This is a genomic window from Pseudomonas sp. 39004 (assembly GCF_028682155.1).
In the GTDB taxonomy this organism is placed as follows: domain Bacteria; phylum Pseudomonadota; class Gammaproteobacteria; order Pseudomonadales; family Pseudomonadaceae; genus Aquipseudomonas; species Aquipseudomonas capeferrum.
Window position 1 is genome coordinate 1 of the sequence record NZ_JANIAG010000133.1, and the last position, 15,892, is coordinate 15,892.

General features: G+C 63.6%; 15 protein-coding genes and 1 pseudogene. 9 read left to right on the forward strand and 7 right to left on the reverse strand.

Annotated features, from left to right (window positions below):
* From NP534_RS19975 to NP534_RS19985, 3 genes are all read left to right on the forward strand, one after another.
* Nucleotides 1-782 (forward strand): glutamine synthetase family protein (locus NP534_RS19975; RefSeq protein ID WP_443201088.1); only part of this gene is annotated, 782 nt, incomplete at its 5' end.
* A 4-nt stretch (nt 783-786) separates the two neighbouring features.
* Nucleotides 787-1,560, forward strand: coding sequence for a gamma-glutamyl-gamma-aminobutyrate hydrolase family protein (locus NP534_RS19980; protein WP_274099839.1), 774 nt, complete (start codon nt 787-789; stop codon nt 1,558-1,560).
* 112 nt (nt 1,561-1,672) lie between these two features.
* Nucleotides 1,673-3,214, forward strand: a complete 1,542-nt coding sequence (locus NP534_RS19985) for an APC family permease (RefSeq protein WP_274099840.1) — start codon at nt 1,673-1,675, stop codon at nt 3,212-3,214.
* A gap of 33 nt (nt 3,215-3,247) precedes the next feature.
* Here NP534_RS19985 and gmk read toward each other — a convergent pair whose 3' ends face one another.
* A complete protein-coding gene (gene gmk / locus NP534_RS19990; protein WP_274099841.1) occupies nt 3,248-3,868 on the reverse strand; it encodes a guanylate kinase in 621 nt (206 codons plus the stop codon).
* A 13-nt stretch (nt 3,869-3,881) separates the two neighbouring features.
* Nucleotides 3,882-4,745, reverse strand: a complete 864-nt coding sequence (locus NP534_RS19995; RefSeq protein ID WP_033702312.1) for a YicC/YloC family endoribonuclease — start codon at nt 4,743-4,745, stop codon at nt 3,882-3,884.
* A gap of 226 nt (nt 4,746-4,971) precedes the next feature.
* Here NP534_RS19995 and rph point away from each other — a divergent pair, with 226 nt between their 5' ends.
* The gene (rph, locus tag NP534_RS20000; protein ID WP_033702311.1) at nt 4,972-5,694 is read left to right on the forward strand and encodes a ribonuclease PH; all 723 of its coding nucleotides are present in this window, start codon (nt 4,972-4,974) and stop codon (nt 5,692-5,694) included.
* 61 nt (nt 5,695-5,755) lie between these two features.
* Here rph and NP534_RS20005 read toward each other — a convergent pair whose 3' ends face one another.
* Complete coding sequence (locus tag NP534_RS20005) at nt 5,756-6,535, reverse strand: exodeoxyribonuclease III (protein WP_003253401.1); 780 nt, start codon at nt 6,533-6,535, stop codon at nt 5,756-5,758.
* 80 nt (nt 6,536-6,615) lie between these two features.
* Between NP534_RS20005 and pyrE the strand changes: the two genes are divergently transcribed.
* The 4 genes from pyrE (at nt 6,616) to NP534_RS20025 (ending at nt 11,400) form a co-directional block, all read left to right on the forward strand.
* Nucleotides 6,616-7,257, forward strand: a complete 642-nt coding sequence (gene pyrE / locus NP534_RS20010; protein WP_274099842.1) for an orotate phosphoribosyltransferase — start codon at nt 6,616-6,618, stop codon at nt 7,255-7,257.
* A 130-nt stretch (nt 7,258-7,387) separates the two neighbouring features.
* Nucleotides 7,388-7,927 (forward strand): sigma-70 family RNA polymerase sigma factor, encoded by a 540-nt coding sequence (locus NP534_RS20015; protein WP_052040640.1) that lies wholly within the window; start codon nt 7,388-7,390, stop codon nt 7,925-7,927.
* Nucleotides 7,920-8,888, forward strand: coding sequence for a FecR domain-containing protein (locus tag NP534_RS20020; RefSeq protein WP_274099843.1), 969 nt, complete (start codon nt 7,920-7,922; stop codon nt 8,886-8,888). The genes NP534_RS20015 and NP534_RS20020 overlap by 8 nt, the downstream gene beginning before the upstream one ends.
* A 79-nt stretch (nt 8,889-8,967) precedes the next feature.
* Complete coding sequence (locus NP534_RS20025) at nt 8,968-11,400, forward strand: TonB-dependent siderophore receptor (protein ID WP_274099844.1); 2,433 nt, start codon at nt 8,968-8,970, stop codon at nt 11,398-11,400.
* Nucleotides 11,401-11,475: 75 nt separating this feature from the next.
* On the opposite strand, the gene argB is transcribed toward NP534_RS20025, so the two are convergent.
* The 4 genes and pseudogenes from argB to coaBC form a co-directional block, all read right to left on the reverse strand.
* Nucleotides 11,476-12,381, reverse strand: coding sequence for an acetylglutamate kinase (argB, locus tag NP534_RS20030; RefSeq protein ID WP_274099845.1), 906 nt, complete (start codon nt 12,379-12,381; stop codon nt 11,476-11,478).
* A gap of 30 nt (nt 12,382-12,411) precedes the next feature.
* Nucleotides 12,412-13,785, reverse strand: a pseudogene (locus NP534_RS20035) (phosphomannomutase/phosphoglucomutase); the annotation flags it as partial.
* Between the two features lie 135 nt (nt 13,786-13,920).
* A complete protein-coding gene (gene dut / locus NP534_RS20040) occupies nt 13,921-14,376 on the reverse strand; it encodes a dUTP diphosphatase (RefSeq protein WP_027592160.1) in 456 nt (151 codons plus the stop codon).
* A 5-nt stretch (nt 14,377-14,381) separates the two neighbouring features.
* Complete coding sequence (gene coaBC, locus NP534_RS20045; RefSeq protein ID WP_274099846.1) at nt 14,382-15,593, reverse strand: bifunctional phosphopantothenoylcysteine decarboxylase/phosphopantothenate--cysteine ligase CoaBC; 1,212 nt, start codon at nt 15,591-15,593, stop codon at nt 14,382-14,384.
* Between the two features lie 127 nt (nt 15,594-15,720).
* On the opposite strand from coaBC, the gene NP534_RS26725 reads away from it, so the two are divergent.
* On the forward strand, nt 15,721-15,892 hold a 172-nt coding region (locus NP534_RS26725), incomplete at its 3' end, for a UPF0758 domain-containing protein (RefSeq protein WP_337994325.1).

Consider the following 15,892-nt stretch of genomic DNA (forward strand, 5'->3'; position numbering starts at 1 on the left):
AGCAGGACCTGCCTGCCGACGCCATCGTCAAGGAAAGCGCCCCGGCGCAGTTCGAGGTCAACCTGCACCACGTTGCCGACCCGCTGAAGGCCTGCGACTACGCGATCCTGCTCAAGCGCCTGATCAAGAACGTTGCCTACGACCATGAAATGGACACCACCTTCATGGCCAAGCCCTACCCAGGGCAGGCGGGCAACGGCCTGCACGTGCATATCTCGCTGCTGGACAAGAAAACCGGCAAGAACATCTTCGCCAACAGCGACCCGCTGCAAAGCGACGAGCTGCGCCACGCCATCGGTGGCGTGCTGGAGACCATGCCGGCGTCGATGGCCTTCCTCTGCCCGAACGTCAACTCCTACCGCCGCTTCGGCGCGCAGTTCTACGTCCCCAATGCGCCAAGCTGGGGCCTGGACAACCGCACGGTTGCGGTTCGTGTGCCGACCGACAGCAGCGAAAACGTGCGCATCGAGCACCGCGTGGCCGGCGCCGACGCCAACCCGTACCTGATGCTCGCGGCCATTCTCGCCGGCATTCACCACGGCCTGACCAACAAGGTCGAGCCGGGCGAGCCGATCGAGGGCAATTCGTACGAGCAGCTGGAGCAGACGCTGCCGAACAACCTGCGCGATGCCCTGCGTGCGCTGGATGACAGCGAAGTGCTCAACCAATACATCAGCCCGGACTACATCGATATCTTCGTCGCCTGCAAGGAAAGCGAGCTGGCAGAGTTTGAAGTGTCGATCTCCGACCTCGAGTACAACTGGTACCTGCACACGGTGTAAGCCCATGAGCGCAAATGCGGTCCCTTTGATCGGTATCAGCGCCTGCCGCCAGCAGGTGGGGAAGAACTCGTCGCACACGGTGGGCGACAAGTATGTCGAGGCGGCCGGCTTTGCCGGGCTGCCGCTGATTCTGCCGGCTCGCGACGGGGGCAGTGATACCCCTGGGTTGCTGGCTCGGCTCGACGGCATTCTTTTTACCGGCTCGCCTTCAAATATCGAACCGCATCATTACAATGGCGCCCCCAGCGCGGAGGGTACCCGGCATGATCGCGCGCGCGATCGCCTGACCTTGCCGCTGCTGCAGGCAGCGATTGCCGCCGGTGTGCCGGTGTTTTGCATCTGCCGTGGTTTCCAGGAATTGAACGTGGCCCTTGGCGGCACCCTGCACCAGCGTGTGCAAGCGCTGCCTGGCTACCTCGACCACCGCGAACCTGAGGACGCACCCCTGGAGGTGCAATACGGCCCTCGTCACCCTGTCGGCATCGAGCCTGGCGGGTTGTTCGAGCGCCTGGGCCTGGCTGCGCAATTCGAGGTCAACTCGTTGCACAGCCAGGGCATCGATCGCCTGGCCCCCGGGCTGCGCGTCGAGGCACGGGCCCCGGATGGCCTGATCGAAGCGGTGTCGATGCCGGATGCGCCGGGCTTCGTGCTTGGTGTGCAGTGGCACCCTGAATGGCGTTTCGCCGAAAACCCGGTCTCCCGGCGCCTTTTCCAGGCGTTTCGCGAGGCCTGTATTGCCCATGCTGCACGGGAGGGTGTGCGCCACAAGGCATGCTGACGTCACCCGAAAGTCTCGGATGACTCACCCCCGCTGCAAGCTTTCAATGAGTGAAAGCGGGCCTTGTGCGCAAGGCCTGTGAAAACAATTCCAAAATTTACGGCAAATACTCATGAGCGATTACACAGAAGCCGGCCGCCCACCCGATGTGGCGGCCGACGCGGGCAACACCCAGCGCAGCAAGGGCTTGGCCAAAGGTCGCCTGGGCTTGCTGGCCAGCGTGGTGCTGGGCATTTCCACCATCGCCCCGGTCTATACCCTGACCGGCGCGCTTGGCCCTACCGTGCGAGAGGTGGGCGCCCACCTGCCAGCGGTATTCATCGTCGGCTTCCTGCCGATGCTGCTGGTCGCCCTCGGCTATCGCGAGTTGAACTCGGCAGAGCCGGACAGCGGCACTTCGTTCACCTGGTCGGCGCGTGCCTTCGGCCCGATGATCGGCTGGATCGGTGGCTGGGGGCTGGTGGTCGCCACGACCATCGTGCTGTCGAACCTGGCGGGCGTGGCGGTCGATTTCTTCTATCTGTTCCTCGGTCAGATCACGGGCAACCATGGACTGGCTGCCTTGGCAGACAACCTGCTGATCAATATCGCCACTTGCTGCGTGTTCATTGCCCTGGCGGTGTGGATCTGTTGTCGCGGCATAGCCACCACCATGACGGTGCAGTATGGCCTGGTGGCCCTGCAGTTGCTGGTGCTGATCGGCTTTGCCTTCGCTGCCTTCGGTGGCACCACCGCGCCGCCACCGCTGGCGTTCGATTTCGCCTGGTTCAACCCGTTCGGCGTCGAGTCGTTCTCGGCCTTTGCTGCGGGGCTGTCGTTGTCGATCTTCATCTTCTGGGGCTGGGACACGTGCCTGACCGTCAGCGAAGAGTCGGTGGGCAGCGAAGAGGTGCCGGGCAAGGCCGCCACCTGGACGGTGATGTTGATCCTCGGCCTGTACCTGTTCACCGCCATCGCCACACTGCAGTTTGCCGGTATCAGCGAAACGGGCCTGGGCCTGAACAACCCGCGCATCCAGGAGAACGTCTTTGCCCACCTGGCCGGCCCGGTCATGGGGCCGCTGGCGATTCTGATGTCGATCGCCGTGCTGGCCAGCACCGCAGCGTCGCTGCAGTCGACCTTCGTGGCGCCGGCGCGCACCCTGTTGGCCATGGGTTACTACGGTGCGGTACCGCAGAAGTTCGCCAGTGTCTGCCCGCGTTCGCAAACCCCGCGCTACGCCACCATCTGCGCAGGCCTTGCCGCTGGCCTGTTCTACGTGACCATGCGTACCCTGAGCGAGAACGTGCTGGCGGATACCATCACTGCCCTGGGCATGATGATCTGCTTCTACTATTCGCTGACCGCGTTTGCCTGCGTCTGGTATTTCCGCGGCAGCCTGTTCGACAGCCTGCGCCATTTCATCATGCGCGGCCTGTGCCCGCTGGTAGGCGGGGTGATCTTATCGGTAATCTTCGCGCGTACCGCCATCGACAGCGCCTCGCCAGACTTCGGCAGCGGCTCGCATGTGGGCGGGCTGGGGTTGGTGTTCGTGATTGCCGCGATCATTTCGGTGCTCGGCATCGGGCTGATGATGCTGTCGCGCCTGCGGGCGCCGGCGTACTTCCTGGGGGCCACCTTGCGTCAGCAGGCCACCCTGCCACTGCAGGAATAAGCAAATGGGGCCGCTAAGCGGCCCCATTTGTTTTCAGCCGACCAACTGCTTCAGCAATGCGCCGTTGCGCTGTTGCTGCTTCTTCAGCAGTAACCGGTTGGCAACGAACACCGCCTTCAACTCCTCCAGCGCGACGCCGAAGTCATCATTGATGATCAGGTAATCGTACTCGTCGTAATGCTCCATCTCGCTGACCGCTTCCTTCATGCGCCCGGCGATGATCTCTTCGCTGTCCTGGCCACGGCCATCCAGCCGCTGACGCAGGGCTTCCTGGCTCGGCGGCAGGATGAACACCGACAGTGCCTCGGGCATCAGTTTGCGCACCTGCTGAGCACCCTGCCAGTCGATCTCCAGAATCAGGTCGTAACCCTGGTCGAGGGTGTGCTGCAGCGCGCTGCGCGAGGTGCCGTAGAAGTTGCCGAACACCTCGGCATGCTCGAGGAAGTCACCTTGCTCGATCAGCGCCTTGAATGTTTCGTGCACGACGAAGTGGTAGTTCACCCCGTGCTGCTCGCCCGGGCGCATGGCGCGGGTGGTGTGCGAGACCGAGACGCGGATTTGCTGGTCGTCCTGGGTCAGGGCGGTGACCAGGCTGGTCTTGCCGGCACCCGAGGGTGCCGAAACGATGTAGAGGGTGCCGCTGCTGTGATTCATGGTCGGGGTGGCCTTACTCGATGTTCTGTACTTGTTCACGCATCTGTTCGATCAATACCTTGAGGTTGACCGCCGCTTGCGTGCTGCGCGGGTCGAAAGCCTTGGAACCGAGGGTATTGGCCTCGCGGTTGAGTTCCTGCATCAGGAAGTCCAGGCGCCGGCCAGCCGCACCGCCCGACTTGAGCACGCGACGCACTTCGGTGACGTGGGTGCTAAGGCGGTCGAGCTCTTCGGCGACGTCGCTCTTCTGCGCCAGCAGCACCATCTCTTGCTCCAGGCGCTGCGGGTCGAGTTCGGCCTGCATGTCGCCGAAGCGGTCGAGGATCTTCTGCCGCTGGGCGGCCAGCATCTGCGGCACCAGGGCGCGCAGGGTGGTGACCTCGCTGGCCATGTTGTCCAGGCGCTCGTTGATCAGCCTGGCCAGCTCCTGGCCCTCACGCAGGCGCCCGGCCTTGAGCTCGGCCAGCGCTTCGTCGAACAGCGCCATGGCTTCGGCGTTAAGGGCCTGGGGGTCGCTGGCGTCGGCGACCAGCACGCCCGGCCACGACAGCACTTCCAGCGGGTTCAGCGGTGCCGGTTGCTTGATCAGGCCTGCGACCTCTTCGGCAGCGGCGACCAGTTGCGCCGCGCGCTCGCGGTCAACCTTGAGCGGCTTGCCGGTGCTGTCTTCGTTGAGGCGCAAGGTGCATTCCACCTTGCCGCGCGACAGCCCTTGGCGCAGGCCCTCACGGACTGCCCCTTCGAGGTCGCGCAGGGCCTCGGCCAGGCGCAGGTGCGGTTCCAGGTAGCGGTGGTTGACCGAGCGCAGCTCCCAGACCAGGGTGCCTTGGCTGCCGGCGCGCTCGACACGAGCAAAAGCGGTCATGCTGTGCACCATGGGGAGTACCTCGCGTAGATGAATGAACGGGGGGAGCCTCTCGGCTGCAAGGCGCAGGATTGTAGCGCAGTGGGGGCTCGGCGCCCAATCCAGCCATGTTACAGAGCTGGAAATGAACAATGGGAAAAGGCGACAAGCCGTCAGGGCTGCGACAATAGGCATGTCCTCCCGGGGCCGTGAGCTCTATAATGCTCGGCAGATTCAAGTCCCAGTACAGGTATCCCAGATGAAACGTCCAAGTGGTCGCGCCGCCGATCAGCTCCGCTCGATCCGCATCACCCGCAACTACACCAAGCACGCCGAAGGGTCGGTACTGGTCGAGTTCGGTGACACCAAGGTCATCTGCACGGTCAGCGTGGAGAATGGTGTTCCCCGCTTCCTCAAAGGCCAGGGCCAAGGCTGGCTGACAGCCGAATACGGCATGCTGCCGCGTTCCACCGGCGAGCGTAACCAGCGCGAAGCCAGCCGTGGCAAGCAGGGTGGCCGCACCCTGGAAATCCAGCGCCTGATCGGCCGCTCGCTGCGCGCCGCACTGGACATGAGCAAGCTGGGTGACATCACCCTGTACATCGACTGCGACGTGATCCAGGCCGACGGTGGCACCCGCACCGCGTCGATCACCGGTGCCATGGTCGCCCTGTGCGACGCCCTGGCGGTGATCAAGAAGCGTGGCGGCCTCAAGGCCGGCAACCCGCTCAAGCACATGATCGCTGCGGTTTCCGTAGGCATGTACCAGGGCGCGGCAGTGCTCGACCTGGATTACCTCGAAGACTCCGCCGCCGAGACCGACCTGAACGTGGTCATGACCAGCGCCGGTGGCTTCATCGAAGTGCAGGGCACCGCAGAAGGCGCGCCGTTCCAGCCTGAAGACTTGAATGCCATGCTCGCCGTGGCGCAGAAGGGCATGAACGAGATCTTCGAACTTCAGCAGGCTGCCCTGGCCGACTGACTGTTTCTGTAGATACGAAAAAGCCGACATCGATGTCGGCTTTTTCGTATCTGAATACAACTCAGATGGTCAACGTCCAGTCATAGTCCACGATCAGCGGCGCATGCTGCGAGAAGCGCGGCTGACGCGGCAGGCGGGCGTTACGCACGAAGCGGCGCAGGCCCGGGGTGAGGATCTGGTAGTCGAACCGGTAGCCCAGGTTGAGCATCTCGGCCTGTTCGTTGTCCGGCCACCAGCTGTACTGGTCGCCCTCACGGCTGACTTCACGCAGGGCATCCACGTAGCCCATCTCGCCGGTGATCGCGTCCATCCAGGCACGCTCCGGCGCCAGGAAGCCAGGCGATTGCTGGCTGTCGCGCCAGTTCTTGATGTCGAGCTTCTGCTGCGCCACGTAGAACGAGCCGCAATAGATGTACTCGCGCCGCTTGCGCCGCTGTTTGTCCAGGTACTTGGCGAAGTCGTCCATCAACTTGAACTTCTGGTTCAAGTCTTCGTCGCCGTTCATGCCCGAAGGCAGCAGCAGGCTGGCAATACTGACTTTGTCGAAATCTGCTTGCAGGTAACGCCCGTAACGGTCGGCTGTCTCGAAGCCCAGGCCGGTGATGACTGCCTTGGGCTGCATGCGCGAGTAAAGGGCCACGCCACCTTGGGCGGGCACCTCCGCGTCGCAGGCATAAAGGAAATAGCCATCGAGCTGGAAAGCTGGGTCGTCGAGTTCAAAGGCCGAGGCGCGGGTATCCTGAAGGCAGATGACGTCGGCATTCTGGGCTTGTAGCCAGCTGAGCAATCCACGCTCGGCCGCAGCCTGAATGCCATTTACGTTCACACTGATGATCCGCATAAATGGCCCCAAAAATCTCGTGCGTGTATGATACCCGAGCTCAACTCATTTAGCTAAATCCGTGGTGTCCGGGACTTTCCATGCAGCCGTATCAGCGCGACTTCATTCGTTTTGCCATCGACCGCGGCGTTCTGCGCTTCGGTGAATTCACCCTGAAATCGGGGCGTACCAGCCCGTACTTCTTCAATGCCGGCCTGTTCAACACAGGTTCTGCACTGGCGCAGTTGGGGCGTTGCTACGCCGCAGCCATCGTCGACAGCAATATCCCCTTCGATGTGCTGTTCGGCCCGGCCTACAAGGGTATCCCCCTGGCGGCGACTACCGCCGTGGCCCTTGCCGACCAGCATCAGCTCGATGTGCCGTGGTGCTTCAACCGTAAAGAAGCCAAAGATCACGGCGAAGGCGGCAGCCTGGTAGGCGCGCCCTTGGCCGGTGAGGTACTGATCATCGACGACGTGATCACCGCCGGCACCGCCATCCGCGAGGTCATGCAGATCATCAATGCCCAGCAGGCCAAGGCCGCTGGCGTGCTGATCGCCCTGAACCGCGAAGAGCGCGGCAATGGCGAGCTTTCGGCGATCCAGGAAGTGGAGCGTGACTTTGGTATCCCGGTGGTCAGCATCGTTTCGCTGACCCAGGTGCTGGAGTTCCTGGCGGACGACCCGCAGCTCAAGCAGCACCTGCCGGCAGTCGAGGCCTATCGGGCGCAGTACGGCATCTGACAAAGCGCCGTGTTCAGGCGGCCGTAAGGCCGCATGACGTTGCTATACCGAAGGCTGACCCTGCACGTGTACGGGGCCAAGTTTATGCTGATATGATGAGACGAATTCTCATTCACATCTGTAGCCTCTCGTGCAGCACACTTCTTCGGCAAACCACCCTCGGCATCAGGCCATCGACCAGCTCTACAGCCACCACCACGGCTGGCTGCAGGGCTGGCTGCGCAAGCGCTTGGGCAGCGCCGCCGATGCGGCGGATCTGGCCCAGGACACGTTCGTGCGGCTGCTCTGCAGAGCGCCGGGCGAGCCGCTGAACTGCACGACACCGCGCGCCTATCTGGCCACCATCGCCAATCGCCTGGCCCTCAACTTCTACCGTCGCCGCTCGCTGGAGCAGGCCTACCTGGCCGCGCTGGCGCAAACACCCGAAGACCTCGCTCCGTCGCTGGAACAACAAGCGCTGGTGCTCGAAGCCCTCGACGAAATCGACCAGGTTCTTGCTCTGTTGCCCGCCAAAGCCCGCCAGGCGTTCCTGATGGCGCAGCTGGAGGGTTATACCCAGGAAGAGATCGCCAACCGCCTCAATCTCAGCGTGCGCTCGGTGCAGCGCCACCTTGCTCGGGCCTTTGAAGAGTGCATCGTGCTCGCCAGCCAGGGCGCGCAGCATGAGTGATACGCCCATCGACCGTCGCATCGCCCGCGAAGCGGCCCAATGGTTTGTACGCTTGCAGAACAGCAGCGCCGGCGCCGCCGAGCATGCCGCCGGCGCCGAGTGGCGGGCGCGGCACGTGGATCACGAACGGGCCTGGCAACTGGCCGAAAGGTTTGGCGGTCGAGCCCAGCAGCTTGCCGGCAGTGCCGGGCGGGCGGCGCTGGAGCGCCCGCGCAGCCTGGAGCGGCGGCAGGTTCTCAAGACCCTGGCGTTGCTCATCGCCGCCGCCCCCGTAGGCCTCGCAGCATACCGCGGGCTGCCGTGGCGCGAGTGGCAGGCGGACGAGCGCACGGCCACCGGGGAGCAGCGCTCCCTGCAGTTGCCCGATGGCGGGCAGATTCGCCTGAACACCGGCAGCGCCGTGGATATTGCCTATGACGAGCATGTTCGACGCGTGCGCCTCATCGCCGGCGAGATGCTCGTCGAAGTACCCCATGAGCATGCCGGGCGGCCGTTCATCGTCGATACCGCCGAAGCGGAAATTGCCCTGCTCGGCAGCCGCTTTGTGCTGCGTCAGTACCCGCACAGCACATACCTTGCCGCCCTGGAGGGCGCTGCCCGGGTACGCCCGCGGCGGTCACCGGGTGATGAGGGCCTGATGCTCCTGGGGGCCGGCTTGCAGACGCACGTCAACAGCCGGGCTGCGCAGCCGCCCATGGCGCTGGCGCAAGATTGTCTCGATTGGTTGAACCACGTGCTGCGCGCAGAAAAGATGCGCCTCGATGACTTCATCAACGAGCTCGGCCGCTATCGACCTGGCCTGCTGCGCTGCGACCCGGCAGTGGCCGGGCTGCTGATTTCCGGCGCCTTCCAGTTGCACGACACCGATCAGGTTCTTCGCGCCCTGAGCCAGACCCTGCCGGTGAACGTGCTCTACCGCACGCCCTATTGGGTCACCCTCACCGCGCGTGCTAACGCGTGAACAGAATGCGTGTCGTGTTTTTCTCAAGCTGCGTGTCCCTCCCATAAACACATCACTTTTACAGGGCAGGGGCGAACACATGGCGACGACGCAGGGCATTCAACCACTGGCGCGGGCAGTACACGCTGCCGCACTGGGTCTGATCATCGCGGGCGGCGGCCTGGCTGCGGCATCGCTGCAGGCCGCCGAGCAAGGCGCGCGGCAGAACCGTGCCTATCAGGTGCCGGCCGGTAACCTCAGCAGTGCCCTCTCTGACTTCGCCAGCCAGGCAGGCATTACCCTGCCTATCGAGCCGGGCCTGGTGGAAGGTTTGCGCAGCCCTGGCCTGAATGCCGCCACCAGCGTACAGGGCGGCCTGCAGCAATTGCTGCAGGGCACAGGTCTGCAAGCCTCGCCACAGGGTAATGGCCTGTACCTGCTGATGCCGCAGGCAAAGGCTGGCACGGGCCTGGAGTTGGGCGCGACCAGCATTACCGGCCAAGGCCTGGCGGCGACTACCGAGCACAGCGGCTCCTATACCACCGGGGCCATGCAGACGGCCACCAAACTGCCCTTGAGCCTGCGCGAAACGCCGCAGTCGGTCAGTGTGGTCACGCGCAAGCGTATGGACGACAAGGCCATGAACAGCATCAGCGATGTGGTCAAAAGTGCGCCGGGCATTTTTCTCAGTAACTCCGGCGGTGCAGGGCGGCCCTCGTTCAGCGCCCGCGGTTTCAACGTCGACAGCATCATGTACGACGGTTTTCCTACCAGCTTCCTGACCTACCTGCCCAGCGGGGAAGCCAACCTGGCCATGTATGACCGGGTGGAGATCGTGCGCGGTGCCACCGGGCTGGCCCAGGGCGCCGGCAACCCCGGTGGCGCCATCAACCTGGTGCGCAAGCGCCCGACTCACCAATTTCAGGCCACGCTCACCGGCAGTGCCGGTAGCTGGGACGATTACACCGGCACGCTGGACGTCGGCGGCCCGCTCAATGAAAGCGGCACCCTGCGCGCACGTACCGTGGTCTCGCGGCAGGACGCCAAGAGCTTCCGTGACGCGGTGGAGAGTGACCATGAGCTGTTCTACGGCGTGGTCGACGCCGACCTGAGCGAAAGCACCACCCTGACGCTCGGCGCCTACCGCCAGAAGAACCACACCAACTACATTTGGGGCGGGTTGCCCATGGCCCGTGGCGGTGGCCATCTGGGGCTGCCGCGCGACACCTTCCTCGGCCATGACTGGGAGTATTCGAACGATCGCACTACCGGCTATTTCGCCACCCTGGAACACGGCTTCGCCAACGACTGGTCGCTGCGCCTGGCAGCCATGCAGTCGAAGACCGACACCGATGTACTGGCCTCTTCGGTCTGGGAATACGATCGCCATTACCTGTGGACAGAGGCCATGGAACAGAAGGAAACCGGCTATGACCTGGCGCTCAGCGGCCCCTTCCAGTTGCTTGGTCAACAGCATGACGTCACCCTGGGCGTCAGCAAGCGCCAGTTGGATTACCGCTCTGGCAAGGCCTGGAGCGCCTACATCGACGCTGGCATCAATCCCTTCGAGTGGAACCCTCGTGGGCATGCCAAGCCCGATTACGTCACTGGCCCCAACGGCCTTCCCGAAACCACCACCCAGGACAGCGTCTATGCCAGCACCCGGTTGCGCTTGAGCGAGCCGCTGTCGTTGATTCTCGGCGGCCGCGTCGACTGGTACGCGTTCGACGACAGCAAAAGCAGTGAGAACAACTACAAGATCACGCGCAACCTGACCCGCTATGCCGGCCTGGTCTACGACCTGGACACCCATCACTCGGTCTACGCAAGCTACACCGATATCTTCAAGCCGCAGACCAGCAAAGGCCTGGACAGCAAAGTGCTCGATCCCGTAATGGGTGAGAACTACGAAGTGGGCATCAAGGGCGAGTACTTTGGTGGTGCACTGAACGCCAGCATGGCGGTGTTTCAGATCGACCAGAAAAACCGTGCCCAGGAGCTGCCTGACGCCAAAGGCTGCGGCACCGGCCCCGCCAGCGCCTGCTACGAGGCTGCCGGCCTGGTCCGCAGCAAGGGCATCGACCTTGAAATCCAGGGCGCCCTGACCGACAACTGGCAGCTGGCCGCCGGCTACACCTACACCCAGACGAAATACGTCAGCGATGCCAACAAAGCCCGGGAGGGCGAGGACTTCGACCGCACCAAACCGCGCCAGCTGTTCAAGCTGTCGACGATCTACACCCTGCCTGGCGAGCTGCAGCGCTGGCGTGTGGGCGGTGACGTCTACCAGCAGAGCCGCATCCGCACCTCGGGTGGCGCCGGCGCCACGGCCTGGAAAAACCAGCAGGGCTCGTACACCGTGGTCGGCCTGGTGGCAGGCTACCAGGCCAGCGAGCAACTGGACCTGCAGGTCAACGTCAACAACCTGTTCGATCGTACCTACTACAGCAGTGTGGCCAATGGCGCCTACAGCCCGTACGACATCTACGGCGACCCGCGCAATGTGAAACTGACTGCCCGCTACAGCTTCTAGGCACCTGAGGGCACAAAAAAGGCGACCTTTGCGGGTCGCCTTTCTTGTGCTTGCCTGAACTGGCCGCCTGATGAATCAGCGTGGCTTGCGATTGGATATCAGGGTGCCCACTCCGCTGTCGGTGAAGATCTCCAGCAGCACCGCATTCGGCACGCGACCGTCGATGATGTGCGAGCTGTTCACGCCACCTTGCACCGCATCCAGTGCGCACTTGATCTTCGGCAGCATGCCACCGTAGATGGTGCCGTCGGCGATCAGTTCGTTGACCTGCTCGGTGGTCAGGCCGGTCAGGACCTGGCCCTGCTTGTCCATCAGGCCGGCGATGTTGGTCAGCAGCATCAGCTTCTCGGCTTTCAGCGCCTCGGCGACCTTGCCCGCCACCAGGTCGGCGTTGATGTTGTACGACTCACCATTGGCACCGACGCCGATCGGCGCGATCACCGGGATGAAGTCGCCCTTGACCAGCATGTTCAACAGGTCGGTGTTCACGCTCACGACTTCGCCGACATGGCCGATGTCGATGATTTCCGGGGTGGTCATCTCCGGCGTCTGGCGGCTTACGGTCAGCTTCTTGGCGCGGATCAGTTCCGCGTCCTTGCCGGTCAGGCCGATGGCGCTGCCGCCGTGGCGGTTGATCAGGTTGACGATATCCTTGTTGACCTGGCCACCCAGCACCATCTCCACCACGTCCATGGTCGCCGAGTCGGTGACGCGCATGCCGTCGATGAAGTGGCTTTCGATCGACAGGCGCTTGAGCAGGTCGCCGATCTGTGGGCCACCACCGTGGACCACCACCGGGTTGATGCCCACAGCCTTCATCAGCACGATGTCACGGGCGAAGCCGGTCTTGAGCTCCTCGCTCTCCATCGCGTTGCCGCCGTACTTGATCACCAGTGTCTTGCCGACAAAGCGGCGGATGTAAGGCAGTGCTTCGGACAAAACTTCGGCTACATGGGAAGCGGCATCGCGATCGAGGGTCATGCAGGGCTCCTGTAAGGAACAGATAGTCGGTCAGAACGGCAGTTGCAGCTCAGGGGCAACCCGCAGCAACTGGGCGCGGAAAACATCCTTGATACGTTGCAATTCGGCGTCGCTGTCGGCCTCGAATCGCAGCACCAGCACCGGTGTGGTGTTGGAGGCGCGTACCAGGCCCCAGCCGTGGGCATAGTCGACCCGCACACCGTCGATGGTGGTCAGGTTGGCCGCGCCCCAGTCGGCGTCGCGTTGCAGTGCATCAATGATGCTGAATTTACCCTCGTCGGTCACATCAATATTGATTTCCGGCGTGGAAATATCGTTCGGGAACGCCGCGAACAGGCTTTCGGCGTCCTGGTCGGCCTTGCTGAGGATCTCCAGCAGGCGTGCGGCACTGTAGATGCCGTCGTCGAAACCGTACCAGCGCTCCTTGATGAAAATGTGCCCGCTCATCTCGCCAGCCAGCAGCGAGCCAGTCTCTTTCATCTTCTTCTTGATCAGCGAATGGCCGGTCTTCCACATCAGCGCGCGGCCGCCATACTGTTCGATCAGCGGGGTCAGGCGACGGGTGCATTTGACGTCGAAGATGATCTCGGCGCCCGGGTTGCGCGACAGCACATCCTGGGCAAACAGCATCAGCAGGCGGTCGGGGTAGACGATGGTGCCGGTGTTGCTCACCACGCCCACGCGGTCGCCGTCGCCGTCGAAGGCCAGGCCGATGTCGGCACCGGTCTGCTTGACCTTGGCGATCAGGTCTTCGAGGTTTTCTGGCTTGCCCGGGTCCGGGTGGTGGTTGGGGAAGTTGCCGTCGACCTCGCAGAACAGCGGGATGACTTCGCAGCCGAGGGCTTCGATCAGTTGCGGGGCGATGACGCCGGCCGCGCCGTTGCCGCAGTCCACCACCACCTTGAGCTTTTTCGAAAGCTTCACGTCGGCGATGATCTGCTGGTAGTAGCGCTCGAGAATCTCGACCTTCTGCACGCTGCCTTCGGCACGGGTCAGGTCGTTGGTTTTCAGGCGGGTCAGCAGGGCCTGGATCTGTTCGTTGGCCAGGGTGTCGCCGGCGATGACGATCTTGAAGCCGTTGTAGTCCGACGGGTTGTGGCTGCCGGTCAGCATCACACCCGATTTTCCGGCCAGCACGTTGGCGGCGTAATACAGCGCCGGGGTCGGCACCAGGCCGACGTCGCTGACCTGGCAACCGGCGTCGGCCAGGCCTTTGATCAACTGCTCGACCAGCATTGGGCCAGACAGGCGGCCATCGCGGCCGACAGCGATCTGTGGCTCGCCCTGGGCGAGGGTCTGGGCGCCGATGGCGCGGCCGATCCAGTAGGCGGTTTCGGCGTGGAGGGTCTTGCCGACCACGCCGCGAATGTCATAAGCGCGGAAAATGCTGTCCGGCAGTGCGGGGACCAGCTGGGCCATTTCGTTCATCTCTGGAAGCTCCATTAGTCAAAGGCTGTCTGGGCAGGCGCAAACTGAACGCTTGGACGGTGGTTTCGCCAGAGAGTTCGCCATCCTTGGCCTGAACGGTCAGCTGTCGGCTCAGTGGCTGCCGGAGTGGCCGAAACCGCCAGTGCCACGCTGGCTTTCGTCAAAGGCCTCGACGATGTCGAAATGCGCCTGCACCACCGGCACCAGCACCAATTGGGCGATGCGCTCGCCAATGGCGATGGTGAATGGGGTGTTGCCGCGGTTCCAGCACGACACCATCAGCTCGCCCTGGTAGTCCGAGTCGATCAGGCCGACCAGGTTGCCCAGCACGATGCCGTGCTTATGGCCCAGGCCCGAGCGCGGCAGGATCATGGCCGCCAGGCCTGGGTCGCCGATGTAGATCGACAGGCCGGTGGGGATCAGCAGGGTCTGGCCCGGCTCGAGGACGGTGTCCTCCTTGAGCAGGGCGCGCAGGTCCAGCCCGGCGGAACCCGGGGTGGCGTACTGCGGCAGGGGGAATTCGGTGCCCAGGCGTGGGTCGAGGATCTTGGCTTGAAGAGCGTGCATGTAACTTATTGAACCTGGTTGAGCCGTTCGGCGATGAAGGCGACCAGTTGCCGGGCGATCTTGCCCTTGCTGGTCTGCGCAAAGAGGGTCTGGTGCTGCTGGCGATCGATCACGGTCAAGGCGTTTTCTTCGCTGTTGAAGCCGATGCTGGGGTTGGCCACATCATTGGCGACGATCAGGTCGAGGTTCTTGTCCTTGAGCTTGCGTGTGGCGTAATCGAGCAGGTGTTCGGTCTCGGCGGCGAAGCCGACACTGAACGGGCGGTCGCTACGGCCAGCAATGGTTGCAAGGATATCGGGATTGCGCACCATCTGCAGCAGCATGCCGTCGCCGGTCGTAGGATCTTTCTTGAGTTTTTGCGTGGCAACGACCTCTGGCCGGTAGTCCGCGACGGCTGCCGAGGCAATGAACAGGTCGCAGGGCATGGCCGCTTCACAGGCCGCGAGCATGTCGCGCGCGCTGACCACGTCGATCCGGTTGACCCGGTCGGGCGTGGGCAGGTGCACCGGGCCGGTGACGAGGGTCACCCGAGCACCGGCCTCGGCGGCCGCTTCGGCCAGGGCAAAGCCCATCTTCCCGGAGCTATGATTGGTGATGTAGCGCACCGGGTCGATGTTTTCCTGGGTCGGGCCGGCGGTGATCAGCACGTGTTTGCCGGTCAGCGTCTGGCGCTTGAAGCTTTCGGCGGCGCACCAGGCCAGGTCGGTGGCTTCCAGCATGCGGCCAAGGCCTACGTCGCCACATGCCTGGCTGCCGGAAGCCGGGCCGAATACCTGGATGCCGCGGCTTTTGAGCAGGTCGAGGTTGGCCTGGGTGGCCGGGTCGCGCCACATGGCCTGGTTCATGGCCGGAGCCACGGCAACGGTGGCGTCGGTGGCCAGTATCAGGGTGGTCAGCAGGTCGTCGGCCATGCCCTGGGCCATACGCGCCATCAGGTCGGCAGTGGCAGGGGCAATGAGCACCAGGTCGGCCCACTTGGCCAGCTCGATATGGCCCATGGCCGCTTCGGCGGCGGGGTCGAGCAGGTCCATGTGCACCGGGTGGCCGGACAGCGCCTGCAGGGTCAGCGGGGTGATGAACTCTGCACCGCCACGGGTCATGACGACGCGCACCTGCGCGCCGTGCTCCAGGAGTCGGCGGATCAGCTCGGCGCTTTTGTAGGCGGCAATGCCGCCACCGACGCCGAGAACGATGCGCTTGTGATACAGCCGCTGCATAGGCTTTTGCCTTATTCCAGTGAAAGCGGGCGGCGACAAGAACTGCCTGCGGCAGAACGTCGCATGTACGAGGCGAACTAGATTAACACAGGGCCCAAACGTGCCGCAGCAGGACCAAGGAGCAGGGATGAGTATCAGGGAATGGCCGGCTGAAGAACGGCCGAGGGAGAAGCTGCTGTCGCGTGGCGTAGCGGTGTTGTCGGATGCCGAGCTGGTGGCTGTGCTGCTGGGTTCGGGGGTTGCTGGGCGCAATGTGATGGACCTGGCGCGAGGGTTGCTGGTGCGCTTTGGCGGCCTGA

Excerpts from the sequence above, each read along its gene's own strand:
- pyrE (WP_274099842.1), top strand. The coding sequence starts at position 6,616 with ATGCAGCCGTATCAGCGCGACTTCATTCGTTTTGCCATCGACCGCGGC.
- NP534_RS19985 (WP_274099840.1), top strand. The coding sequence starts at position 1,673 with ATGAGCGATTACACAGAAGCCGGCCGCCCACCCGATGTGGCGGCCGAC.
- coaBC (WP_274099846.1), bottom strand. The coding sequence starts at position 15,593 with ATGCAGCGGCTGTATCACAAGCGCATCGTTCTCGGCGTCGGTGGCGGC.
- NP534_RS19980 (WP_274099839.1), top strand. The coding sequence starts at position 787 with ATGAGCGCAAATGCGGTCCCTTTGATCGGTATCAGCGCCTGCCGCCAG.
- NP534_RS19995 (WP_033702312.1), bottom strand. The coding sequence starts at position 4,745 with ATGGTGCACAGCATGACCGCTTTTGCTCGTGTCGAGCGCGCCGGCAGC.
- argB (WP_274099845.1), bottom strand. The coding sequence starts at position 12,381 with ATGACCCTCGATCGCGATGCCGCTTCCCATGTAGCCGAAGTTTTGTCC.
- gmk (WP_274099841.1), bottom strand. The coding sequence starts at position 3,868 with ATGAATCACAGCAGCGGCACCCTCTACATCGTTTCGGCACCCTCGGGT.
- rph (WP_033702311.1), top strand. The coding sequence starts at position 4,972 with ATGAAACGTCCAAGTGGTCGCGCCGCCGATCAGCTCCGCTCGATCCGC.
- NP534_RS20020 (WP_274099843.1), top strand. The coding sequence starts at position 7,920 with ATGAGTGATACGCCCATCGACCGTCGCATCGCCCGCGAAGCGGCCCAA.
- NP534_RS20005 (WP_003253401.1), bottom strand. The coding sequence starts at position 6,535 with ATGCGGATCATCAGTGTGAACGTAAATGGCATTCAGGCTGCGGCCGAG.
- NP534_RS20025 (WP_274099844.1), top strand. The coding sequence starts at position 8,968 with ATGGCGACGACGCAGGGCATTCAACCACTGGCGCGGGCAGTACACGCT.
- dut (WP_027592160.1), bottom strand. The coding sequence starts at position 14,376 with ATGCACGCTCTTCAAGCCAAGATCCTCGACCCACGCCTGGGCACCGAA.